General features: G+C 67.0%; 22 protein-coding genes. All 22 read right to left on the reverse strand.

The genetic code is table 11. From position 1 onward, the window contains the following. Positions 1 to 458 precede the first annotated feature (458 nt). The 22 genes from murA to lysA all read right to left on the reverse strand — a co-directional run bounded on the left by murA (position 459) and on the right by lysA (position 23726). Positions 459 to 1718: a UDP-N-acetylglucosamine 1-carboxyvinyltransferase gene (murA, locus tag QH168_RS17695; protein ID WP_280235790.1), complete on the reverse strand. Its 1260-nt coding sequence runs from the start codon at positions 1716 to 1718 to the stop codon at positions 459 to 461. A gap of 92 nt (positions 1719 to 1810) precedes the next feature. After that, positions 1811 to 2404: a cob(I)yrinic acid a,c-diamide adenosyltransferase gene (locus QH168_RS17700; RefSeq protein WP_280235791.1), complete on the reverse strand. Its 594-nt coding sequence runs from the start codon at positions 2402 to 2404 to the stop codon at positions 1811 to 1813. A gap of 41 nt (positions 2405 to 2445) precedes the next feature. Beyond that, positions 2446 to 2868: a DUF2550 domain-containing protein gene (locus tag QH168_RS17705; protein ID WP_280235792.1), complete on the reverse strand. Its 423-nt coding sequence runs from the start codon at positions 2866 to 2868 to the stop codon at positions 2446 to 2448. Between the two features lie 249 nt (positions 2869 to 3117). Continuing rightward, positions 3118 to 3495, reverse strand: coding sequence for a F0F1 ATP synthase subunit epsilon (locus QH168_RS17710; RefSeq protein ID WP_280235793.1), 378 nt, complete (start codon positions 3493 to 3495; stop codon positions 3118 to 3120). A gap of 6 nt (positions 3496 to 3501) precedes the next feature. Further along, positions 3502 to 4950, reverse strand: a complete 1449-nt coding sequence (gene atpD, locus QH168_RS17715; protein ID WP_280235794.1) for a F0F1 ATP synthase subunit beta — start codon at positions 4948 to 4950, stop codon at positions 3502 to 3504. A 25-nt stretch (positions 4951 to 4975) separates the two neighbouring features. Further along, positions 4976 to 5947, reverse strand: coding sequence for a F0F1 ATP synthase subunit gamma (locus tag QH168_RS17720; protein ID WP_280235795.1), 972 nt, complete (start codon positions 5945 to 5947; stop codon positions 4976 to 4978). 137 nt (positions 5948 to 6084) lie between these two features. Further along, positions 6085 to 7725: a F0F1 ATP synthase subunit alpha gene (atpA, locus tag QH168_RS17725; protein ID WP_280235796.1), complete on the reverse strand. Its 1641-nt coding sequence runs from the start codon at positions 7723 to 7725 to the stop codon at positions 6085 to 6087. Positions 7726 to 7773: 48 nt separating this feature from the next. Beyond that, positions 7774 to 8583: a F0F1 ATP synthase subunit delta gene (locus QH168_RS17730; RefSeq protein WP_280235797.1), complete on the reverse strand. Its 810-nt coding sequence runs from the start codon at positions 8581 to 8583 to the stop codon at positions 7774 to 7776. Positions 8584 to 8602: 19 nt separating this feature from the next. Continuing rightward, the gene (locus tag QH168_RS17735; RefSeq protein ID WP_280235798.1) at positions 8603 to 9163 is read right to left on the reverse strand and encodes a F0F1 ATP synthase subunit B; all 561 of its coding nucleotides are present in this window, start codon (positions 9161 to 9163) and stop codon (positions 8603 to 8605) included. Positions 9164 to 9168: 5 nt separating this feature from the next. Continuing rightward, positions 9169 to 9414, reverse strand: coding sequence for an ATP synthase F0 subunit C (locus QH168_RS17740; RefSeq protein ID WP_011207590.1), 246 nt, complete (start codon positions 9412 to 9414; stop codon positions 9169 to 9171). Positions 9415 to 9490: 76 nt separating this feature from the next. Next, a complete protein-coding gene (gene atpB / locus QH168_RS17745) occupies positions 9491 to 10216 on the reverse strand; it encodes a F0F1 ATP synthase subunit A (protein WP_280235827.1) in 726 nt (241 codons plus the stop codon). Positions 10217 to 10583: 367 nt separating this feature from the next. Beyond that, positions 10584 to 11048, reverse strand: a complete 465-nt coding sequence (locus QH168_RS17750) for a hypothetical protein (protein WP_280235799.1) — start codon at positions 11046 to 11048, stop codon at positions 10584 to 10586. A gap of 32 nt (positions 11049 to 11080) precedes the next feature. Continuing rightward, positions 11081 to 12280: an MraY family glycosyltransferase gene (locus QH168_RS17755; protein WP_280235800.1), complete on the reverse strand. Its 1200-nt coding sequence runs from the start codon at positions 12278 to 12280 to the stop codon at positions 11081 to 11083. A gap of 36 nt (positions 12281 to 12316) precedes the next feature. Beyond that, positions 12317 to 12982, reverse strand: a complete 666-nt coding sequence (locus tag QH168_RS17760) for an L-threonylcarbamoyladenylate synthase (RefSeq protein ID WP_280235801.1) — start codon at positions 12980 to 12982, stop codon at positions 12317 to 12319. A gap of 132 nt (positions 12983 to 13114) precedes the next feature. After that, a complete protein-coding gene (gene prmC, locus QH168_RS17765; RefSeq protein WP_280235802.1) occupies positions 13115 to 13987 on the reverse strand; it encodes a peptide chain release factor N(5)-glutamine methyltransferase in 873 nt (290 codons plus the stop codon). Positions 13988 to 14035: 48 nt separating this feature from the next. Further along, positions 14036 to 15115, reverse strand: coding sequence for a peptide chain release factor 1 (prfA, locus tag QH168_RS17770; RefSeq protein ID WP_280235803.1), 1080 nt, complete (start codon positions 15113 to 15115; stop codon positions 14036 to 14038). Positions 15116 to 15388: 273 nt separating this feature from the next. Beyond that, a complete protein-coding gene (gene rpmE / locus QH168_RS17775; RefSeq protein WP_163826033.1) occupies positions 15389 to 15619 on the reverse strand; it encodes a 50S ribosomal protein L31 in 231 nt (76 codons plus the stop codon). Between the two features lie 774 nt (positions 15620 to 16393). Next, a complete protein-coding gene (rho, locus tag QH168_RS17780; RefSeq protein WP_432421126.1) occupies positions 16394 to 18454 on the reverse strand; it encodes a transcription termination factor Rho in 2061 nt (686 codons plus the stop codon). Positions 18455 to 18770: 316 nt separating this feature from the next. Further along, complete coding sequence (gene thrB / locus QH168_RS17785; protein WP_280235828.1) at positions 18771 to 19733, reverse strand: homoserine kinase; 963 nt, start codon at positions 19731 to 19733, stop codon at positions 18771 to 18773. A gap of 24 nt (positions 19734 to 19757) precedes the next feature. Beyond that, complete coding sequence (thrC, locus tag QH168_RS17790) at positions 19758 to 20819, reverse strand: threonine synthase (protein WP_280235829.1); 1062 nt, start codon at positions 20817 to 20819, stop codon at positions 19758 to 19760. A gap of 83 nt (positions 20820 to 20902) precedes the next feature. Beyond that, the gene (locus QH168_RS17795) at positions 20903 to 22276 is read right to left on the reverse strand and encodes a homoserine dehydrogenase (RefSeq protein ID WP_280235805.1); all 1374 of its coding nucleotides are present in this window, start codon (positions 22274 to 22276) and stop codon (positions 20903 to 20905) included. Between the two features lie 34 nt (positions 22277 to 22310). After that, complete coding sequence (gene lysA / locus QH168_RS17800; protein ID WP_280235807.1) at positions 22311 to 23726, reverse strand: diaminopimelate decarboxylase; 1416 nt, start codon at positions 23724 to 23726, stop codon at positions 22311 to 22313. Positions 23727 to 23768: the final 42 nt, after the last annotated feature.

Consider the following 23768-nt stretch of genomic DNA (forward strand, 5'->3'; position numbering starts at 1 on the left):
AAACAAAACGCCAGCAAAAAGATTTGCTGACAAAATGTCCGACCCCACAACCGGGGGGTATGCAAGGGCCGGAACCAAATAATATTTGGCACTGACATTCATCGACACACTATTGAGTTCTCAAAGAACACACGCACACACCATCGCGCCAGATTTAACCTGGTTGATCGGTGAGGCAACTTTTACAGCTTAGCCCGGCCGAAGATCCGAGGCAAATCGGGCTCTTGGTCCAGCTAGTGTGATCGTCAGGCGCTCCTCGTACTACCTCGTTTCCCTGGCCTCTCGCTCAGCGTTTCCGCTCAGCTCCTGGGCCCCGGGTCGGTGTCCGTGTCGCTCTGACTTGGATAAAGTTACGTGGCTACATTTGCAATGTCAAATCGCCTGGTCAGGAAGGGTTTTCGGCGTCGCTTTCGAAGCGCTTACCCGCTCCCCCTGCCGTACCGGCGATCCGGGGGCGGTCATTCGGTCACGCCGACCCGCCGCACCTGACCGCCGAGCGCCTGCAACTGCTCGACGAAGTCCGGGTAGCCGCGGTCGATATGGAAGACGTCGTGCACTTCGGTCGTGCCGTCGGCGACCAGACCGGCCAGCACCAGACCCGCACCCGCCCGAATGTCGGAAGACCACACCGGCGCACTCGACAACCGCGGAATCCCACGTACCACCGCGTGATGACCATCGGTCCGGGCGTCGGCGCCGAGCCGGATCATCTCTTCCACGAAACGGAACCGCGCCTCGAAGATGTTCTCGGTGATCATCGAGGTGCCATCGGAGATCGCCGCGAGCCCGATCGCCATCGGTTGCAGATCGGTGGGGAAACCGGGGAACGGCAGGGTGGAGAAGTTCACCGCGCGCGGACGATCGGGCTGCACCACGCGGAAGCCATCGGGTTCGAACGAGATACGGGCGCCGGCCGAACGCAGCTTGTCCAGAACCAGCGACAGATGCTTGGGATTGATGCCGGTCACCCGGACATCACCCATGGTCATCGCGGCGGCGATGCCCCAGGTGGCCGCGACGATGCGATCGCCGATCACACGGTGAGTGGTCGGCGAGAGCCGTTCGACACCTTCGATGGTCAGCACCGAGGTACCCGCGCCACTGATCCGCGCGCCCATCTGGACCAGCATGTTGCACAGGTCGACGATGTCGGGCTCACGCGCGGCATTGTCGATCACCGTCTCCCCCTCGGCCAGCACCGCGGCCATGAGGATGTTCTCGGTGGCGCCGACAGACGGGAAGTCGAGCCGGATCCGGGCACCCTGCAACTCGTCGGCGCGGGCCACCACACAACCGTGCTCGATCTCGCTGGTCGCGCCGAGCAGGCGCAGACCGGCCTGATGCATATCGAGGGGCCGGGAACCGATGGCGTCGCCACCTGGCAGGGCGACCACCGCACGTTTACAGCGCGCCATCAGCGGACCGAGCACACAGACCGAGGCGCGGAACTGGGTCACCGCGGGGAAGTCGGCGTGGTACTTGGGTTCGGCAGGCGTATCGATGCTGACCACGGAGCCCTCGATCACCACATCGCAGCCGAGGCCGCGCAGCACATCCGCCATCAGCGGCACATCGAGGATGTCCGGGCAGTTGGTGATGGTCGTGGTGCCCTCCGCCAGCAGGGCCGCGGCCATCAACTTGAGGACGCTGTTCTTGGCGCCTCCGACCGCGACCTCACCGACGAGCCGATTCCCGCCAGTTACCAGAAAACGTTCCATGCCGCCTCTCCGCGTCTTCGGCGCACCACTGAGTGCAAGGATAATGCTCTACCGGCTCCCGGCGATCGGACACCGAGCGCTGAACCGGCGAACTACTCGTCGCGGGCCGCGGGCTCGGCACCCCCACCGGGCCGCCACAGGACGTCGCCACCGGGATTGGCCACCCGGCCGAGAATGAACAGCAGGTCCGACAGCCGATTCAGGTACCGAGCGGGCAGCGTACCGGTGTCGTCGGGATGGGCTTCGACCGCGGCCCAGGCCGAACGCTCGGCGCGACGCGCCACGGTGCGGGCCACATGCAGTTGCGCGGCCAGGGGCGTGCCGCCCGGGAGGATGAACGAGTTCAGTGGGGCGAGCTCGGCGTTGAACTCGTCGCACCAGGCTTCCAGCCGGTCGATATAGAACTGGGTGATGCGCAGCGGCGGATACTTCGGCGCCTCGACGATCGGCGTCGACAGATCCGCGCCCGCATCGAACAGATCGTTCTGCACCTGACGCAGGACCTCGTGGATCCGCGGCGCGGGATCACCCACCGCGAGAGCGACGCCGATCGCGGCGTTGGCCTCATCGCAATCGGCGTAGGCGATCAAACGCGGATTGGTTTTGGCCACGCGGGAGAAATCGCTCAGCCCGGTGGTCCCGTCGTCCCCGGTCCGGGTGTAGATCCGGGTCAGATGCACGCTCACACGACCACCTTAAACGCTGGCGTCCTTACCGACGCCCACTGTCAGTGGCCGCGCAGCCTGCGGGCCCGATCGGACGGCCGGGATTCCACCCATGACAAAAAGGCAGCCAGCGAGCCGCGATCCAACGCCAACTCGAAGCTGCCATGGTTGTCCGACACCGCGATCACCGCGATCTCGTCGGTCATGATGTCGTATTCGTCACCGCGCGGGCCGCGCCGCTCACCGACCTCGATACCGCGCCGGTGAATCACCGAATCCGGTCCGAGTTTGAGGCTCGACAATTTGTAGAAGACGAGTCGGTCCTCGTCGTACCGGATCAATCCGTGCCGCCAGCGTTCACCACCGCGGGCCGGAAGCACCCGCAGAATCGCGGCCGTGCCGCCGCGACGCAACATCACCAGTCGATAGGTGGAAGCCAGGGCGAGGGCGACCAGCAGACATACCAGAATGATCAGAAGAACCATCCCGGTCTGCAATGCCGTCCATCCCTTCGTTCGCCATCTCGATCGAACCCCACCCCGTCGACCGAATCCGGCTATTCAATCACGGACTCGAGTTTACAAATGGGCCGGGCTTGTCGGAGAACGTACCGGCCGGATCGCACGGCCGCTGAACGCCGCGACAAAAACGACACTGCCGGTGGCGAGATCGCCACCGGCAGTGTCGTGTTCGATTGTGTTGTGCCGCTTGGACGCTGCCCGCGCGGACGAACCTCAGGCGTGGGTGTTCTGCTCGACCGCGCGCACCCGGCCCTGCGCCACGCGCTGTTCTTCCTCGGAGGCCGTACCCTCGGCGAGCACCTTGCGGGCTGCCTCGATATCGACCTCGCCGGCGAACTCGGCAGACTCGGCCAGTACCCGAACCGTGTCGCCGGTGACCGAGAAGAATCCGCCGTGCACCGCCGCGACGATCCGCTGACCGTCGGCATCGACGATGGTCACCGTTCCGCCTTCGACCAGCTGGCCCAGCAGCGGCTCATGGCCTGCCATGATGCCGATCTGGCCCTCTGTGGTCTGCGCGCTGACGAACGACGCCCGGCCGGACCAGAGCAGCCGTTCGACGGCGACGAGATCAACTGACATATCGGCCATCGGTGACTACTTTCCGGCGATCTTCTTGGCGGCCGCCTCGACGTCGTCGAGACCACCGCAGGAGTTGAACGCCTGCTCCGGGAAGTGGTCGAACTCGCCCTTGCAGACGCGGTCGAAGTCGTCGATGGTCTGCTCCAGCGGAACCACCGAACCCGGCTGACCGGTGAACTTCTCCGCGACGATGAAGTTCTGGCCGAGGAACTTCTCCAGACGACGGGCACGGCCGACGAGGACCTTGTCCTCTTCGGAGAGCTCGTCCATACCGAGGATGGCGATGATGTCCTGGAGTTCCTTGTACTTCTGGAGGATCCGCTTGACCTCGTTGGCCACGGCGAAGTGCCGCTCGCCGACGATCGAAGCCTCGAGGATACGAGAAGTCGAGGTCAGCGGGTCGACGGCCGGGTAGATACCCTTCTGCGAGATCGGGCGGGAAAGCTCGGTCGTCGCATCCAGGTGGGCGAAGGTGGTCGCCGGCGCCGGGTCGGTGTAGTCGTCGGCGGGGACGTAGATCGCCTGGAGCGAGGTGATCGAGCGACCACGGGTCGAGGTGATGCGCTCCTGGAGTTCACCCATCTCATCGGCCAGCGTCGGCTGGTAACCCACGGCCGAAGGCATACGACCCAGCAGGGTCGAGACCTCGGAACCGGCCTGGGTGAACCGGAAGATGTTGTCGATGAACAGCAGCACGTCCTGGTGCTGCACATCGCGGAAGTACTCGGCCATGGTCAGGGCCGAGAGCGCGACGCGCATACGCGTGCCGGGCGGCTCGTCCATCTGGCCGAAGACGAGGGCGGTGTCCTGGAGGACGCCCATCTCTTCCATTTCCAGGCGCAGATCGGTGCCCTCACGGGTGCGCTCACCGACACCGGCGAACACCGAGGTACCGGAGAACTCACGCGCGATACGGGTGATCATCTCCTGGATCAGCACGGTCTTGCCGACACCGGCACCACCGAACAGACCGATCTTGCCGCCCTTCACGTACGGGGTCAGCAGGTCGAGCACCTTGACGCCGGTCTCGAGGATCTCGGTCTTGCCCTCGAGCTGGTCGAAGCTCGGCGGCTTGCGGTGGATGCCCCAGTTCTCGCCGTCGCGGCCGAGGCCCGGGCTGTCCAGGCAGTCGCCGAGGGCGTTGAACACGTGGCCCTTGACGACATCACCGACGGGCACCGAGATCGGCTTGCCGGTGTCGGTGACGGTGGCGCCGCGGACCAGGCCGTCGGTGGGCTGCATCGAGATGGTGCGCACGATGTTGTCACCGAGGTGCTGGGCGACCTCGAGGGTCAGGGTCTTGGCCACCGACGGGAGCTTGATCTCGGCGTGCAGAGCGTTGAACAGCTCGGGGATGGCGCCACGCGGGAACTCGACGTCCACGACGGGGCCGATGACACGGACGACGCGGCCAGCGGCGGCGTCTGCCTTGCTCGCGTTGTCTTGAGTGACAGCTGCGGTCATTTTGGTTGGTTCTCTTCCTGCGCTTCTAGTCGCGGTCCGAGCTAGACGCCAGCGCGTTGACGCCGCCGACGATTTCGCTGATTTCCTGCGTGATCTGGGCCTGACGCACCGAGTTCGCCTCGCGCTGAAGCACGCTGGCGAGCTCGTTGGCGTTATCGGTGGCCGCCTTCATTGCGGTGCGCCGAGCCGCGGACTCGGATGCCGCTGCCTCGAGCAACGATGAGTAGATTCGCGTGTTGATGTACTTCGGCAGCAGCGCTGCCAGCAGTACATCGGCGTCGGGCTCGAACTCGTACTGAGCCTGCGGATCGGCCGTGGCCGAATCGCTGAGCGAATCCACGCCCATGTCGAAGTTCTCGTCGACGAAACTCACCTGGATCGGCGCCAGACGCCGAACCTCGGGAGTCTGCGTGAGCATCGACACGAACCGGGTGTACACGATGTGCAACTCGTCGACGCCGGCGATATCGCCGGTGCCGTTCGGGTTCGGCACCTCGCCGTCGGAACCCACCATGAAGGAATCCACCAGGTGGCGGCAGGCCGCCGAGGCATCGGTGTACTTCGGCTGCTGCGAGAAACCGGTCCACGCGGACACATACGGACGGCTACGGAAGGTGTAGTACGTCAGGCCTTTGTTGCCCATGACGTAGAGCGCCGGTTCCTTGCCCTGATCACGCAGGGTGGTCATCAGCTCCTCGGCCCGCTTGAGCACATTGGAGTTGTAACCACCGCACATGCCGCTGTCACTGGTGATCACCAGCACGGCCGCCCGGCGCGCGTTCGCACGCTCGGTCAGCAGCGGATGCGACAGGTTCTTCGACGCGCTCGCCAGCTCGCCGAGGACCTTGGTGATCTCCTCGGCGTACGGCTTGGCGGCGGCGACCCTGGCCTGAGCCTTGGAGATTCGCGAGGTCGCGATCAGCTCCTGGGCCTTGGTGATCTTCTTGATCGAATTCACACCACGAATGCGGGAGCGCAATTCACGCAAGCTTGCCACGGTTCACCCTCCCATCTGGCTCATCCCCGCGTACGCGGGGAGCTGCGCGGAGCGGCTGTCGCACACAGCCGACGTTTGAACACGCCCCTGCCTGCGGCTCCCGCCACGGATCGTATTACGCATCACAGGTCGCCGGCTTACTTCTCGATGTGCTTGCGGGTGACCGACAGCGACTCGACTTCTTCGTGGTCCAGTTCGCCGGCGGCCGCCTCGTTCACGACGCGGCTGCCGTCGGAAGCCAGGAAGCCCTGCTTGAAGTTCTCGGTCGCGGCCGTGATCGCATCGGCGGTCTCACCGGCGAGCGGCTTGGCACCACCCTCGAGCGCGGCGAACGCCTCGGGGACGTTGCGGTGCAGGTCCTCGATCAGTTCGGCGTTGAACCGGCGGATGTCACCGACCGGAACCGAGTCGAAGTAGCCACCGTCGACCAGGAAGATCGAGACGATCTGATCCTCGACGGCGACCGGCGAGTACTGGTCCTGCTTGAGCAGCTCGACCCAGCGTGCGCCGCGCTCCAGCTGAGCGAGCGAGGCGGCATCCAGATCGGAGGCGAAGGCGGAGAACGCCTCCAGCTCGCGGTACTGCGCCATTTCCAGACGCAGCGAACCGGCGACCTTCTTCATGGCCTTGGTCTGGGCGGCACCACCGACACGGGAGACCGAGGTACCGACGTTGATCGCCGGACGGACACCCTTGTTGAACAGGTCGGACTCGAGGAAGACCTGGCCGTCGGTGATGGAGATGACGTTGGTCGGGATGAACGCCGAGACGTCGTTGGCCTTGGTCTCGATGATCGGCAGACCGGTCATCGAGCCAGCGCCCATCTCGTCGGACAGCTTCGCGCAACGCTCCAGCAGACGGGAGTGCAGGTAGAAGACGTCACCGGGGTAGGCCTCGCGGCCCGGCGGACGACGCAGCAGCAGCGAGATGGCGCGGTAGGCCTCGGCCTGCTTGGTCAGATCGTCGAACACGATCAGGACGTGCTTGCCCTGGTACATCCAGTGCTGGCCGATGGCCGAGCCGGTGTAGGGGGCCAGCCACTTGAAGCCGGCGGAGTCGGAGGCCGGGGCCGCGACGATGGTGGTGTACTCCATCGCGCCGTGCTCCTCCAGCGCGGACTTCACGCCCGCGATGGTGGAACCCTTCTGACCGATGGCGACGTAGATGCAGCGCATCTGCTTGGTGGGGTCGCCCGACTCCCAGTTCGCCTTCTGGTTCAGGATCGCGTCGATGCAGACCGCGGTCTTACCGGTCTTGCGGTCACCGATGACCAGCTGGCGCTGGCCACGGCCGATCGCGGTCAGGGCGTCGATGGCGGTGATACCGGTGGCCATCGGCTCCTCGACCGGCTGGCGCTCCAGCACGGTCGCGGCCTGGAGTTCGAGCACACGGCGTTCGTCGGCCTCGATCTCGCCGAGGCCGTCGATCGGCTGGCCGAGCGGGTTGACCACGCGACCGAGGAATTTGTCGCCGACCGGGACCGACAGCACATCGCCGGTGCGGCGGACCTGCTGGCCCTCTTCGATCTCGGCGAACTCGCCGAGGATGACCGCACCGATCTCGCGGTCCTCGAGGTTCAGCGCCACGCCGAGCACGCCGCCCGGGAACTCGAGCAGCTCGTTGGCCATTGCCGAGGGCAGGCCGGAGACGTGCGCGATGCCGTCGCTGGTATCGGTGACCACACCGACTTCTTCGATGGAGGTCTCGGGGGTGTAGCTCTGGGTGTAGCTCTCGATCGCGCTACGGATCTCGTCGGAGGAGATCGTCAGCTCCGCCATGTTCTTCCTGCTCTCGCTGTCTGGTCTCGAATGTCGGGTTTTGGCGGGTTACGCCAGTTCGCGGCGCAGCCGCTCCAGTCGGCCCACGGCGCTGCCGTCGATCACGTCGTCACCGACGCGCACGACGAGGCCGCTCAGCAGACTCGCGTCGACCTGCACGTGCACCGTGACCGGCTTGCCGTAGATGCGCTGGAGCGAGGCGGCGAGCCGCTCCCGCTGGGGCGCTGTCAGGGCAATCGCGGCCCGCACGTGCGCGACGATCTGGTCGCGCCGCGACGCTGCCAGGTCGGACAACTCGTCGAAGGCCACGCCGATGCCGGTCTTCTGCCTGGTCACCGCCTGCTCCGCGAGGGTGACGGTGATGGGCTCGGCCTTACCGGTCAGCAGACGGGCGATCAGTTCACGCCGCGCCGATGACGGCTTCGCGCGATCCGACAGTGCCTGCTCCAGGTCGGGGTTGTCGGCGACGATCCGGCCGAGCCGGAACAGCTCGTCCTCGACCGCGTCGAGCCGACCGCTGTCGGCGGCCGACTCCAGCAGCGCCTCCTGGCCGAGCAACACCAGGGTGTCGACCAGATCGGCGGTGCGGGACCAGTCCTGGGCCACCGCGGTGGTCAGCACCGCAAGGGTGGCGGCACTGACCTTTCCGCCGAAGACCCGCTCGCTCAGTTCGGCGCGTGCCGAACCGGGCACCGACACGTCCGCGAGCGCAACACGCAGCGAACGCTGGTCATCCAGCACGGCGACGACGGCGAACAGTTCCGAACCCGTCGTCGCGGCAACACTGTCGCTTCCGGTCAGAGCGGCCCGAAGCGCTTCCCGCGAACGGGAGCTGGCCTCGCGGCTCGCTGCGTACATGCTTCTCACTTTCGTGTCGCTACCTTCCGACCCCGATGCCGGCGTCGGTGTCGTCGAGTTCACTGAGGAACTTCTCGATCGACGCCGCCTGCTTGGCCTCGTCCGAAACCGACTGCCCGATGACCTTCTCGGCCAGATCGACCGCGGTACGGCCGACCTCGGAGCGCAGTTCGGTGAGGATCTGCTGGCGCTGGGCCTCCAGCTGGGCGTGGCCCGCGGCCACGATCCGGTCGCTCTCGGCCTGGGCCTCCGTGCGCATCTGCGCGAGGATCTGCTGGCCCTGGGTGCGCGCGTCCTCACGGATGCGCGCGGCTTCGAGACGCGCGTCGGCCAGCTGCTGCTGGTACTGCTGCAGCGTGAGCTGAGCCTCTTCCTGCGCGGCCTCGGCCTTGGCGATACCGCCTTCGATCTTTTCGCTACGTTCGTCGAGCACCTTGGTCAGGCGCGGAACGACGAACTTGTAGAACAGCGCCGCGATGACCGCGACACAGACGATCGACCAGACGATGTCGTACGTTTCGGGGATGAGAGGATTCACATCCTCTCCGCCCTCCGCTGCGAGTACAGAGATGTTGTACATCGGAATCAGAAGATGAAGCCGGCGACGAGGCCGATCAGGGCCAGCGCCTCGGTGAAGGCGATACCGAGGAACATGTTGGTACGGATGGTGCCCTGCAACTCGGGCTGGCGGGCGATACCCTCGATCGCCTTACCGACGACGATGCCGACGCCGATGCCCGGGCCGATGGCGGCCAGGCCGTAGCCGACGGCGCCGAGGCCCTTCAGCGTCGACTCGTTGGCAGCTTCCTGGGCCAGGTACGAGAGGCTCATGAGTCTTCTTTCCCTTTCTGTTGCTCACCCGCCGGTCGGCGCGGTGTAGCAGGTCTCCAGTGATTATTCAGTGCGGTCAGTGGGAATCTGCGTGCTCGGCCAGGCCGATGTACACGGCGGTCAGCAGTGCAAACACATAGGCCTGCAAGAAGATGACCAACATCTCGAACATCGTGAACCCGATTCCCGCCAGCAGCGAGAACGGCGAGAACACCTTCATCCAGGCGGTCGCGTCGAACAGGAAGAACCAGGTGGAGCTGAAGAACAGCACCAGCATGATGTGACCGGCGAGCATGTTGGCCATGAGTCGGACGGTCAGCGTGAACGGACGCAGGATGAAGGTCGAGACGAATTCGATCGGAATCAGCAGCACATGCAGCGCGGGCGGCACATTCGGCACCACGATGCTGCTACGCATGTACTTCCAGAAGCCGTACTTCTTGATGCCGACGTAGTTGAACGCGATGTAGGCGATCGCGGCCAGCACCAGTGGCATACCGATCCGCGCGTTCGAGGAGATATTCAAGAACGGCACGATGCTGGAGAAATTCAGGAATAGAACGGTGAAGAAGATCGTCGCGATGAGCGGGAAGAACTTACGCCCGGTTTCCTTGCCGAGAATCTCTTCGCAGATCTGCTCCTTGACGAAGACCAAGCCGATCTCGGCGACGTTCTGCAAGCCACGCGGAACGATCCGCGGCGAGCGGAAGGCCAGCGCCATGAGGCCGATCAGAACTGCCGTCATCAGGATGCGAATGAGCATCAAGCGATCGAGTTCGAACGGCGTTCCCTCGAACAGCACCGCCGGAGGGAAAAAGTCGGTTAGCGATGGCGCGTGAAATTCCGCGGCCAAAGTGGTGACGCTCAGCGTTCTCTCCCGTGTTCGGGCCGCGGGTTCTTCTCGTTCCCGCGGTTCGATCGGACATTGACGATCAATGTGGGTCGACTCAAGTCGGCTCGAAGTTCGTCAGCAGCTGCGCGGCATACCCGCTCGGGCGTCTGTACGTGTGTCGGCGACATCGTCGACATGCAGAACCGGAACTCTGCGGAGCCCGGCACGGCAGTAGCATAGCGGCACCTGGCGGGATCGTGTCGACCTCCCCGATGGTGGCTTGCTTACCAAGACTTTACCAAGTTATCTACGACAGCGTGTAGCTGGGTGCGATTTGTTACCGATCGGTACCTGGATCGGCCTCGCGATCAGGCACTGTGACATACGGAACCTTCTGTCGCAGAACGCCGTACGTCTCCGCGCCGAGCACGATGACCAGGGCGCCGATGACGGTGAGGAACAGTACGACCCGGTCGTAGAAGTCGAACTGGTTCAAGATCGCGATGACCACCATGGCGACGAGCAATTTGCCCGCCCAGCTGACGAGCATCACCAGTCCCGCCGTGGTCGGCGGCAGTTTCGCGCCGAAGAGCACCACAGCGGCGGTGGTCAGGATGAAACCACCGCCGATGGCCGCGCCGAGCAGCGCGCCCCAGACGCCCGCCGCACCGGAGACCGCACCGCCGATCGCGACCGCGAGCACGGTCAGCACCACGAGCCCGACCAGGCCGTAGCGCAGCGCGGCGCGGAGCGGGGCGTCGGGGCCGGGGTCTGATGTCGGTGTCGAACTCACGAGCCGCACTCTACCCGTGCCGGTATCCGGCGCCGATCAGCTCATCCGGCGGGCTCCTGCGGATCGCCGGGATGTTCGGCCTGTTCAGCGGCCGCCGCACGCTCCCGACGCAGGCCGGGAACCGCCGTCGCGACCAGGGCGAAGACCAGTCCGCCCGCCATCAGCAACACGACGACGCGCCGGTCCATCAGCGAGGTGCCCACAGCGCCGAAGGCCAGCACACCGACCCACAAATAGATCAGCAGCACGACGCGCCGCTGCGAATGGCCGATCTGGAGCAGCCGATGATGCAGATGCATCTTGTCCGGCGTGGAGAAGCTGACCCCGGCCCGCACCCGGCGCACGATGGCGAGCAGCAGATCGAGCACCGGAATGAACATCACCGCGCCGACCAGCAGCAGCGGCGACAGCAGACCGACGATATCGCGCGGTCCGTATCCCGTGAGCGGGATGCGGCCGGAGGCGCTGGTCGATACCGCCGCAAGCACCAGGCCGATCAGCATGGAACCGGAATCGCCCATGAAGATCCGGGCGGGCGAGAAGTTGTGCGGCAGGAAACCGAGGCAGGCACCCGCCAGCGCGGCGGCGAGCATGGCGGGCGGGTAGGTGTCGACCGAACCGCCCTGTTCGGTGAGCAGCCCCACCGAGAAGGCGAACACCGCGATGGAGGAGATCAGGCCGAGGCCCGCGGCGAGTCCGTCCAGGCCGTCGACGAAGTTCATCGCGTTGATCAATGTCACCGCGACCGCGACCGTCACCAGCGCGCTCTGCAATCCGTCCAGCACGACGGTCTCGTTGTTGAACGGGTTGTAGACGACGTACCAGCTCAGGCCCATCACCGCCATCACCCCGGCGGCGGTGACCTGACCGGAGAACTTGGTGAGCGCGTCCAGGCCCCAGCGGTCGTCGACGATGCCGACCGCGACGATGATCGTCGCCGCGACCAGCACGGCGGTGATATCGGGCCGATAGTCGAATCCGCGACGCAGGGCGGGCAGCTGATGGGCGAACAGCACCGCGGCCACCACACCGAGGTACATGCCGACCCCGCCCATCCGCGGGATCGGCTTGACGTGCACATCGCGCTCGCGTGGGACCGCGACGGCGCCGAAGCCGATGGCCAGCACTCTGATACCGCCGGTGGCCAGGAAGGTCACCACCGTGGAGACCAGCAGCACGAGCAGTAGCTCACGCAGCGGAACGACGGCACCGGAACTACCCAACGCGTGAACCGCGATCACTCGCGATACCGCCCGCTCATCCGATCAGCCATTCGGTCACCGGGCGGACGGCCCGGTCAGGGCTTCGGGAGCCATGCCGAGCACATCGGCGATATCGGTGATCGCCACCGCGCCCTCGCGCAGAATGCGCGGCTGATCGGCGGTCAGGTCGACGATGGTGGAGGCGGTGGCGTGTTCGGCGGGGCCACCGTCGAGATACACCCCGACGTGCTCACCCAACTGAGCGCGCGCCTGCTCGGCGGTGGTGGCGGGCGGCTGCCCGGAGACATTGGCGCTCGACACCGCCAGCGGACCGACCGCGCGCAGCAGTTCCAGCGCAACCGGGTGCAGCGGCATCCGCAACATGACCGTGCCACGGGTGTCGCCGAGATCCCAGGCCAGCGAAGGCGCTTGCTGCACAACCAGACTCAGGCCACCCGGCCAGAACGCTCTGATCAGTTCGCGTGCCTGCGGACGCACCGAGAACACCAGGCCGTCGATGGTGTGCCAGGAACCGACGAGCACGGGTACCGGCATATCGCGCCCGCGCCGCTTGGCGGCGAGCAGCTCGGCCACCGCCTGGCCGTCGAACGCGTCGGCGGCTATGCCGTAGACCGTATCGGTGGGCATGACGACGAGCCGCCCGGATTTCAGGGCACTGGTCGCGGCGGACAGTCCGGCGGTGCGCGAGTCGGGATCCGCGCAGTCGTAGACGGTACTCACGGCCACCATCCTGTCACGCGGGTACGGCGGCCACGTCGGCCCCCGGCTCGAACTCGAATTCGCCACGCACCACGGGCAAACCGGGCCGCGGCACGGTACCCGTCATGGCTGCTCGGCGGCACGGCAGGCGGGTCAGCCGCGGACCGCCGCGACGAAGCGCGGCTTGCCCGCCAGATCGGGGTGTTCGGCGATGCCGGTGAAGGCACCGGTCTCGGTGAGCAGGGCGGCGAGCGCCGAGCCGTTGGTGTCGTCGTGTTCGATGGCCACGCCACCGCCGGACCGCAGCAGGCGGGTGACGACGGGAACGAGTCCGCGGATGACGTCGAGCCCGTCCGGACCGCCGAAGAGGGCCCGGTGCGGATCGTGATCGGCGACCTCGGGGTCGAGCACGGCGCCGGAGGGGATGTAGGGCGGGTTGGACACCACGATGTCGACCCGGCCGTCGAGTGCGGTGAGCAGCCCTGGATCGGTGGCATCGTCGGCGTACAGGGTGATCGGGGTATCACCGGCGGCGATGCGCTGGTCGGCATTGCGCCTGGCCCAGGCCAGCGCCGCCGGATCGAGTTCGACCGCGTGCACCTCGGCGTCGGGCCGCGCGTGCGCGATGGCGAGGGCCAGCGCGCCGGAACCGGTGCACAGATCCACCACGACCGGTGTGTGATCGTGGGGCACCGCCTCCAGATGCGCCAGCGCCCACGCGAACACCAGTTCGGTTTCCGGCCGCGGGATGAAGACCCCGGGCCCGACCTCCAGTTCGATCCGCCCCATGGCCGCGCGCCCGATCAAGTGCTGCAAGGGAATTCGCTGCGCCCGTCGATCGACCAGGTCGCGCAGCTCGGCCAGCTGCTCCGGGGTGAGCAGCGGCGCGAGCAGCAGACGGGAACGCTGCACCCCGAGCACATGGGCGGCGAGCTGTTCGGCGTCGGCCCGTGGGCTCGGTACGCCCGCCGCCTGGAGAGTTTCGACGGCCGCGAGCAGCGCGGGCCGCAACGGTGCGCGAGTCATATCGTCGACTCTGCCCGATGGCCGCTCATGCGGTACGGCAAACGCGTATCACTCCGCGGCCATGCGGGCGTCACGGTCGGCCTTGCCGAGCGCGTCGAGCAATGCGTCCATATCGCCGTCGAGCACCGCGTCGAGGTTGTGTGCCTTGAAGCCGATGCGGTGATCGGCGATGCGGTTCTCGGGGAAGTTGTAGGTGCGGATCCGCTCGGAACGGTCGACCGTGCGGATCTGGCTGGCCCGGCCCGCCGCGGCCTCCTGCTCGGCCTGCTCTTCGGCCAGCGCCTGCAACCGTGCGGCCAGCACCTGCATGGCACGTGCCTTGTTCTGGAGCTGGGAGCGCTCGTTCTGGCAGGTCACCACGATGCCGGAGGGCAGGTGGGTGATGCGGACGGCGGAGTCGGTGGTGTTGACGCCCTGACCGCCCTTACCGGAGGAGCGGTAGACGTCGATGCGCAGATCGGTCTCATCGATCTGCACCTGCTCCACCTCGTCGGGTTCTGGATAGATCAGCACGCCCGCCGCCGAGGTGTGCACCCGGCCCTGCGATTCGGTCACCGGCACCCGCTGCACCCGGTGCACGCCGCCCTCGAACTTGAATCGGGACCACACACCGTCGCGGGCGGCGTCGCGACTCTTGATCGACAGCGTGGCTTCCTTGTATCCGCCCAGGTCGGAGTAGGTGGCGTCGAGGATCTCGACCTTCCAGCCGTGCCGTTCGGCATAGCGCACGTACATGCGGGCCAGATCGGCGGCGAACAGTGCGGATTCCTCACCGCCCTCGCCGGATTTCACCTCGAGCACCACATCGTCGCCGTCGTGTGGATCGCGCGGGGCCAGCAGATCGGCCAGCGCCTGCTCCAGCTCGCCCACCTGCTGCTCCAGTTCGGGAACCTCGGCGGCGAAGGCCGCATCGTCGGCGGCGAGTTCGCGGGCGGCGGCGAGGTCCTCGCGGGCACCGCTCAGCTTCCGGTAGGTGGACATGACGGGCGCGAGTTCGGCGAAGCGCTTACCGACCCGGCGGGCGGCGCCTGCGTCGTTGTGCAGCGCCGGATCGGCGAGCTGGGTTTCCAAGCCCGCGTACTCGGCCAGGATGTCGTCGATCGCGGACGGGGCCGTATGGTCGGCCATCGGTAGCACTCCTACTCATGAGCTATTGCATGATGCTTCGGCCCGTCATAAGGCCAGCGACCCCGCCCACCGACAGACCGCTGCGAAGGGGCGACCCCGAGGAGCCCGTTCGCGGCCCGTCTCGCGTGTGCGCTGCCGCTGCGCAAGCCGAAGGCAATCAGCGGTAGCGCACACGCGAGACATCCAGGGGCCGCGAACACGCGGCGCCGCAGGCGCCGCAAATCAAACACAGACGCCCGGCCTGCTGTGCAGGACCGGGCGTCGGCGGGGAAGCTACTTCGATTCGGCGTTCTTCGCGGCGCGCTTGCCGTAGCGGGCCTCGAAGCGGGCCACGCGGCCGCCGGTGTCCAGGATCTTCTGCTTGCCGGTGTAGAACGGGTGGCACTGCGAGCAGACCTCGACGGTGATGTGACCGGATTCCTTGGTGGACCGGGTCTGGAAGGTATTGCCGCAACCGCAGACGACGGTGGTGTCGACGTAGGTCGGGTGGATTCCTGCCTTCATGGGTGTCCTCTCGATATTGGCCGCCGGGTCGCTCGCGCGGGAAGCGTCGAACGTGAACCGGAGCCGACTAGGCGGGATTGTCCGCGAACAGCGCGGACGCACGGCGATCCAGTATGCCAGAGTCGCCGCTACGTCGATCAAACGCCCCCGGACCGCGCGATGTTCCCACCGCGAGTAATCCCCCTTTGCTATCGCCCAAGGAACTGGGGGGAAGCGGATGGGCCGCACTCGAGGAACCCTGAAGTCGGGTAGTCGGCTACTCAAGAATACGAACAGCTCCGTTCATAGTGTTGGAATCCGATGCACGTCGGCGTGCCGAGACATGGAAAGGAGAATCCTTTGAACAGCCGAATGAACAACCGTGTGGCCCTCGCGGTGCTGGTCGCACTGATCGTGGCTGTCGTGGCGGGATGGTTCGCCGCGCCGGGTGGGATGGACTCTCCGCCCTCGGCGAGCCCGGACCGGACAGCGGAATCGGGATTCGTCACCGAGATCGAGAATCCACCGGCCTATCCCGTCGATCCACAGCGACAACACGCATCGGCCACCGATACCGCGCTGACCGCGACGGCACGGCACACCTCGTTCGGCGGCGCCGCGCTGATCTTCGCATTCCTGATCACCGGAGCCGCCGTGATCGGCATCGCCTTCTTCTCCCCCGCTCCTGTCCGGCCATCGCGTCACGCACGCACGACGGCCACCGAAACGGCTCGAGGGCCCCACCGGAGTGGAGCCCTCGAGACCGTGCTCACCGCCGCGCGGCGGATCGGCGCATCACTCGTCGAGCGCACCGGGCGCGGTCTTGGAGACCTGCATGAGGAACTCCAGGTTGTTCTTGCTCTTCTTCAGACGATCGATGAGCAGGTCGATCGCCTGATGCGAGTCCAGACCGGACAGTACGCGACGCAGTTTGTGCAGCACCGCGGCCTCGTCGGGGCTCAGCAGTAGTTCGTCCTTACGGGTACCGGACGGCGCGACGTCCACCGCGGGGAACACTCGCCGTTCCGCGATCTTGCGGTCCAGTTTGAGTTCGGCGTTACCGGTGCCCTTGAACTCCTCGAAGATCACCGTGTCACCGGTCGAACCGGTCTCCACCATGGCGGTGGCGATGATCGTCAGCGAGCCGCCGTTCTCGATGTTGCGGGCCGCGCCGAGGAACCGCTTGGGCGGGTACAGCGCGGTGGAATCCACACCACCGGAAAGGATTCGACCCGAAGCCGGGGACGAGTTGTTGTACGCGCGCCCGAGCCGGGTGATCGAGTCGAGCAGCACGACGACGTCCTTGCCCATCTCGACCAGACGCTTGGCCCGCTCGATCGCCAACTCGGCGACCGAGGTGTGGTCGGCGGGCGGCCGGTCGAAGGTGGAGGCGATGACCTCACCCTTGACCGAACGCTGCATATCGGTGACCTCTTCGGGCCGCTCGTCGACCAGCACGACCATCAGATAGCACTCGGGGTTGTTGACCGCGATCGCGTTGGCGATGTCCTGCATGATCGTGGTCTTACCGGCCTTGGGCGGGGACACGATCAGCGCGCGCTGGCCCTTACCGATCGGCATGATCAGGTCGATCACCCTGGTGGTCAGCTTGTTCTGCTGAGTTTCCAGGCGCAGCCGCTGGTTCGGGTAGAGCGGGGTCAGCTTGTTGAAATCGGGACGGCGCTTGGCCGCCTCGACGTCACCGCCGTTGACGGTGTCCAGACGGACCAGCGGATCGAACTTCTGCCGCTGATTCGACTGCTCACCGTCGCGCGGGGCGCGCACCGCACCGGTGATCGCGTCACCGCGGCGCAGACCGTTCTTGCGGACCAGGTTCATCGAGACGTAGACGTCGTTCGGCCCGGCCAGGTAGCCGGAGGTGCGCACGAACGCGTAGTTGTCGAGCACATCGAGAATACCGGCGACGGGCTGGAGAACGTCGTCCTCGCGGATCTCGAGCTCACGCGATTCGCCGCCGCCACCGTCACGGTCGCGGCTGCGCCGACGCTCGCGGAACCGGCGTCCGCGCCTACCGCGACCGCCTTCCTCGTCATCGCCGCCGCGATTGTCGCCCCCACGATTGTCGCCACCACGGTTACCGTCGCGACCACCGGCGTTCTGACCACGGTCGCCGGACTGACCCGACTGCTGCTGGCCACGATCACGACGACGTTCGCCGCCGTCGCCCTCCGGCTTGGCGCCTTCCGGCTTGGACTCCTCGGTCCGTGCCTCGGTGGCGGTATCGCCGCCTCCGGCGCCGCCACGAGCCTGATCACGACCACGACGCTGCCTGCCGCGACCACGCTGGCCCTGCTCGCGGCCCGACTCGTCGGTGTTCTCGGCGGTGTCGGTGGCGGAATTCTTCTTGGAAGTCTGGTCTTTGGCGCGCGCGTCCTTGGCGGCGTCACCGGCCGGAGCCTGTTCGGCCGGGGCCGTGGCGGCCTGAGCGTCCTTGGCGGGCGCGGCCGATTCCGCGACGGCGGGCGCGGGCGCGACATCGAGAGCCGACTGCTCGGCGCGGGCCGGTGCGGCCTCCGCGGCGGCGCTCTTCGCCTCGGTCTTGGTGGCGGACTTGGCCGATCCACGCGCCGGCTTATCCGCGGGCGCCGCTTTTCCGGCCTGATTTTCCTTGATGGCGGCGATCAGATCGCCCTTACGCATACCGGAGGTCCCTCGGATACCGAGCTCCCCCGCGAGTGCGCGCAACTGCGGCAACAACATTCCAGTCAGCCCCGATCGTGCGACGTCGGTGTGTTCGCTCATCTTCGAAATCTGTCCGGAGTCACTATCGCGGTCTCCCGAGGGCTGCGGGTTGGAATCCACCCCGGGTGTCGCGAGCAGGTCCGTATCTGTCACGGAGATCCTTTCCTTCCCTCGATGGGCCGTGTGCTGTGTCGAGGGTTCGTTCCGCAGTCCGGTCGCTGTGCCGGGCACGGATGTAGTAGCCGTATCGCCTGCTCCGTCGGAGTCGGAGGCTTCGCCACCGATCATGAAAAAGGTGGGAGAGATCATTCCAGTTGCGCAGCTCCGCAACACCCCCATGGCCTGGAGGCTCGAGCCTGGAGCCTGCTGGAGCGATTGCCCTGATGAAGCACCGGCGTCTGACGCGCACGATGTACGGACCAGCCCAGGATAGCTGGCAACGGTGAGGCTCGGCAAGGTGGACTCGCCGTCAGACGACGTCGACGCCCTCGGCGAGTCCGGGCTCGACCACTCGCAGACCCTCCGCGACGGCAAGTTCACGCAGCTCGGAGGGGAATTCCGCCGTGGTGAGAGCCAGCACGGTCGGGCCTGCGCCGGAGACCATCGCGGCGATCCCCGCGGCCCGCAACCGGGCGATCCAGCTGGTGGTCAGCGGTAGCGCGGGCGCGCGCTGCGCCTGGTGCAGGCGGTCGGCGGTGGCGGGCATGAGCAGATCGGGACGCTCGGTCAGGGCCACGACGGCCAGCGCGGCGCGGCTGACGTTGAACGCCGCGTCACCGTGCGGCACCACCTCGGGCAGCAGCCCGCGGGTATGCATGGTCGAGGACCGATCCTCCGGGATCAGCACCACCGGACGCAGCGCGGGATGCGGGTTCAGCCGCACCGCACGATAGGCGCGGTTGTGGTGGCCCACCTGGGCGCCGTCGAGTCCGGCGTCGGCGGGACGGTCGGTCTCCGACCAGGACACCACGATGCCGCCGAGCACACTGGCGGCGGCATTGTCGGGATGACCTTCGAATTCCGAGGCCAGCTGCACCAGCCGATCGGTGTCGATCGCCAGCTCCGGATCGAACTTCGCAGCCAGACCATATCCGGCGGCCAATCCACCGACCACCGCCGAGGCCGAGGACCCGAGACCACGCGAATGCGGAATCACGTTGCGGCACACCACATCGAGACCATCGGCCCACACCCCCGCCGACTCCAGTCCGCGTTCGATCGCACGGACCACCAGATGCGAAGGGCCCCAAGGCACATCGTCGGCGCCCTCACCCTCGACGCGGATGGTGAGACCGGTGTCGGTGGTGCGCACCTCGATCTCGTCGTAGATGCCCAATGCCATACCGAGCGAATCGAATCCGGGACCGAGGTTGGCGCTGGACGCCGGTACCCGCGCGGTCACGGTCAGACCGGCGGGCAGCGTCCTGGTCATCACCTGGCTCTCGCGCGCGGTCACTCAGGCCAGCTCGAGTTCGGCGGCGACCGCGACCGGGTCGACCGCAATCGCCTGGACCTGCGGCATCCCGAGCAGGGCGGTGTCGGGGTCCTTCAAACCGTTACCGGTCACGGTGCACACGACGGTCAGACCGGAATCGAGCCAGCCTTCGGCGCGCGCGGCGAGCAGGCCCGCGACGCTGGCCGCCGACGCGGGTTCGACGAACACGCCTTCGGTCGCCGCGACCAGCCGGTAGGCCGTGAGGATCTCCTCGTCGGTGGCCGCGCGGAAGGCGCCACCGGACTGCTCCTTGGCCTCGACCGCGCTGTTCCAGGACGCCGGAGCGCCGATCCTGATCGCGGTGGCGATGGTCTCCGGATCCTTGACCGGAGCGCCGTTCACCAGCGGGGCCGCGCCCGCGGCCTGCACGCCGAGCATGCGCGGCAGCGAGGTGGTCACGCCATCGGCGTGGTACTCGCGGTAACCGCGCCAGTAGGCGGTGATGTTGCCCGCATTGCCCACCGGCAGCACATGCACATCGGGCGCCTTGCCCAGCACATCGCAGATCTCGAACGACGCGGTCTTCTGGCCCTCGATGCGGGCCGGGTTCACCGAGTTGACCAGGCCGACCTCGGGGAACTCCGAGGTCACCTTGCGGGCCAGTTCGAGACAGTCGTCGAAGTTGCCCTGCACCTGGATGACCTTCGCACCGAGCATGACGGCCTGGGCCAGCTTGCCCATGGCGATCTTGCCCTCGGGGATCAGCACCGCGCAGCTCATGCCCGCCCTGGTGGCGTAGGCCGCCGCGGAGGCCGAGGTGTTGCCGGTGGAGGCGCACAGCACGGCCTTCTGGCCGCGGTACTTGGCATCGGTGATGGCCATGGTCATACCGCGGTCCTTGAACGAACCGGTCGGGTTCAGACCCTCGACCTTGAGGTACACCTCGCAGCCGGTCAGCTCGGACAGATGCGGTGCAGGTACCAGCGGGGTGCCGCCCTCGAACAGGGTGACCGGTTCCCAGTCGGCGCCGACCGCGAGCCGATCGCGGTAGGCCGTGATCAGACCCGGCCACCGGGAGTGCACTCCGGTCTGGGGAGCCACACCCGCACCGGTGGAATGCCCACCCGTCGCCCGGCCGCCCACCGAATCGCTTCGCGATGCCGTTGTCATTCTTCGGTGCCTTCCAATCTCAAAACGCTGGTCACAGAGGTGACGGAATCCAGTTCTGCCAGCGCGGACACAGTATCCGCGAGCGCCGACTCCGTCGCGTTGTGGGTGACGACGACCAGGCGCGCGCCCTCACCGTGGCCTTCCTGGCGGACGGTCGAGATGCTCACGCCGTGTTCGGCGAATTCGCCCGCCACCGCCTGCAACACACCCGTACGGTCGGCGACCTGCAAGTTCACGTGGTAGCGCGTGGGTGTATCGCCGATCGGCGCGATCGGCAGCTCAGCATAAACCGATTCACCGGGCGCCCGGCCACCGTAGAACTTGTTGCGGGCCGCCATCACCAGATCGCCGAGCACGGCCGATGCGGTCGGCGCGCCGCCCGCGCCCTGGCCGTAGAACATCAGCCTGCCCGCGTTCTCGGCCTCGACGACCACCGCGTTGAAGGCTCCGTTCACCGCGGCCAGCGGATGCTCACGCGGGATCAGCGCCGGGTAGACGCGGACCGAGACCCGCTCCTTACCGCCGTCGGCGGGAGCGGGCTCACCGGGGCCCGCCGGTACCCGCTCGCAGATGGCGAGCAGTTTCACCGTGCAGCCGACCGCGGAGGCGGTCTCCAGATCCTCGGAGGTGATGCGGGAGATGCCCTCGCGGTAGACGTCGGCGGCGGTGACCCGGGTGTGGAAGGCCAGTGAGGCCAGGATCGCGGCCTTGGCGGCGGCGTCGTAGCCCTCGACGTCGGCGGTCGGGTCGGCCTCGGCGTAGCCGAGTCTGGTCGCCTCGGCGAGCGTCTCGTGATAATCGGCGCCGGTCTCGTCCATCGCGGAGAGGATGAAGTTGGTGGTGCCGTTGACGATGCCGACCACCCGGTTGACCCGGTCACCGGCCAGCGACTGGATGAGCGGGCGCACCACCGGGATGGCACCGGCCACGGCGGCCTCGAAGTACAGGTCGGCGCGGCTGCGTTCGGCGGCGGCGGCGAGTTCGCCGGTGTAATCGGCCAGCAGGGCCTTGTTCGCGGTCACCACGGACTTGCCCGCGTTGAGCGCGGCCAGGATCAGCCTGCGCGGCGGATCGATACCACCGATGACCTCGACCACGACATCGACATCGGGGCGCGCGACGAGCGCGTCGGCGTCGGTGGTGAGCAGTTCATCGGGGATGCCGCGGCCCGCGGTGCTGCGCACCGCCACCCCGCGAAGCACCACCGGCGCGCCGACCCGCGATTCCAGATCGGCGGTGTGCTCACGCAGGATGCGCACCACTTCGGTCCCGACATTGCCCATGCCGAGGACCGCGACCCCGATCGGACGATCGGGGCCCCAGGTGCCGTTCTTCGCAGCCACAGCCGCGCCCTCGGTCGCCTCGGTCATGCTGATTCCTTTCTGGCATGGATCAGGTCGCGCATCAGACTTCCAAACCGATCAGATCGGCGACGGTTTCGCGGCGCAGCAGCAGTCGTGCCTGCCCCTCGCGCACGGCGACGACCGCGGGCCTGGTCAGCATGTTGTACCGGCTCGACATCGAGTAGCAGTACGCACCGGTCGCGGCCACCGCGACCAGGTCACCCGGACCGGCGTCGGCCTGCATCCAGGTGTCCCTGATGACGATATCGCCACTCTCGCAATGCTTTCCGACAACCCGAGCGACGACGGGCGCGGCATCGGAGGCGCGCGAGACCAGGCGGCAGTCGTAGTCGGCCTGATACAGCGCGGGCCGGATGTTGTCGCTCATCCCGCCGTCGACGCTGACGTAGCGGCGGCGCAGTCCGCCATCGAGCGAGACATCCTTGGTGGTGCCCACCTCGTAGAGGGTGACCGTGCCGGGTCCCGCGATCGCGCGTCCGGGTTCCACGGCGATGATCGGCTCGGGCAGACCCGCGCGCTCGGCTTCCTGAGCGACGAGCTTGCGCAGGTTGGCGGCGAATTCGTCCAGTGGCGGCGGATTGTCCGCCTCCAGGTAGGAGATGCCGAGTCCGCCACCGAGATCCAGGATGGCGATCTGTGCGGTGCGTTCGGCGCCGAACTTGTCGACGGCGTCGCGCAGCAGGCCGAGCATGCGGCGCGCGGCGATCTCGAAACCGTCGATCTCGAAGATCTGCGAACCGATATGGCTGTGCAGGCCCACCAGGCGCAGGTTGTCGGCCTCGAAGACCCGGGCCAACGCCTCCATGGCGTCGCCGCCCGCGATGGAGAACCCGAACTTCTGGTCCTCGTGCGCGGTCGAAATGTATTCGTGGGTATGGGCTTCCACCCCGACGGTGACCCGGACCAGCACGTCCTGCACCACACCGGCGCGCCCGGCGACGGCCTCGAGCCGTTCGATCTCGATCAGCGAGTCGACCACCACGTGCCCGACACCGGCCGATACCGCGGCCTCCAGCTCGGGCACGGATTTGTTATTGCCGTGCAAGGCGATTCGCTCGGCCGGGAATCCGCCGTTGAGTGCCACCGCGAGTTCGCCGCCGGAGCATACGTCCAGCGACAGGCCCTCATCGCGAATCCAGCGCGCGATCTCACCGCACAGGAAGGCCTTGGAGGCGTAGTGCACGCGGGCGTTCGGTCCGAAGGCGCGCACCATATCGCGGCAGCGGGAACGGAAATCGTCCTCGTCGATGACGAACAGCGGTGTGCCGAATTCGGCCGCGAGGTCGGTCACCGGGATGCCGGCCAGCCGCACCACGCCGTCCTCGCCGCGGGTGGCGTTACGCGGCCACACATGCGCGGGCAGCTCGATGAGCTGTTTCGGGTCGGCGGGGCGCTCGGGCAGATTCGGGGCGTGCGGGATCTCGGCGTGCCGGGGTCCGGCCGGATGGGCGCTCACGTGTTCTCCTCCATTGCCGGTTCGTTCGATGCCCGGTGCCGC

This window comes from Nocardia cyriacigeorgica (genome assembly GCF_029868385.1).
Classification (GTDB): domain Bacteria; phylum Actinomycetota; class Actinomycetes; order Mycobacteriales; family Mycobacteriaceae; genus Nocardia; species Nocardia cyriacigeorgica_F.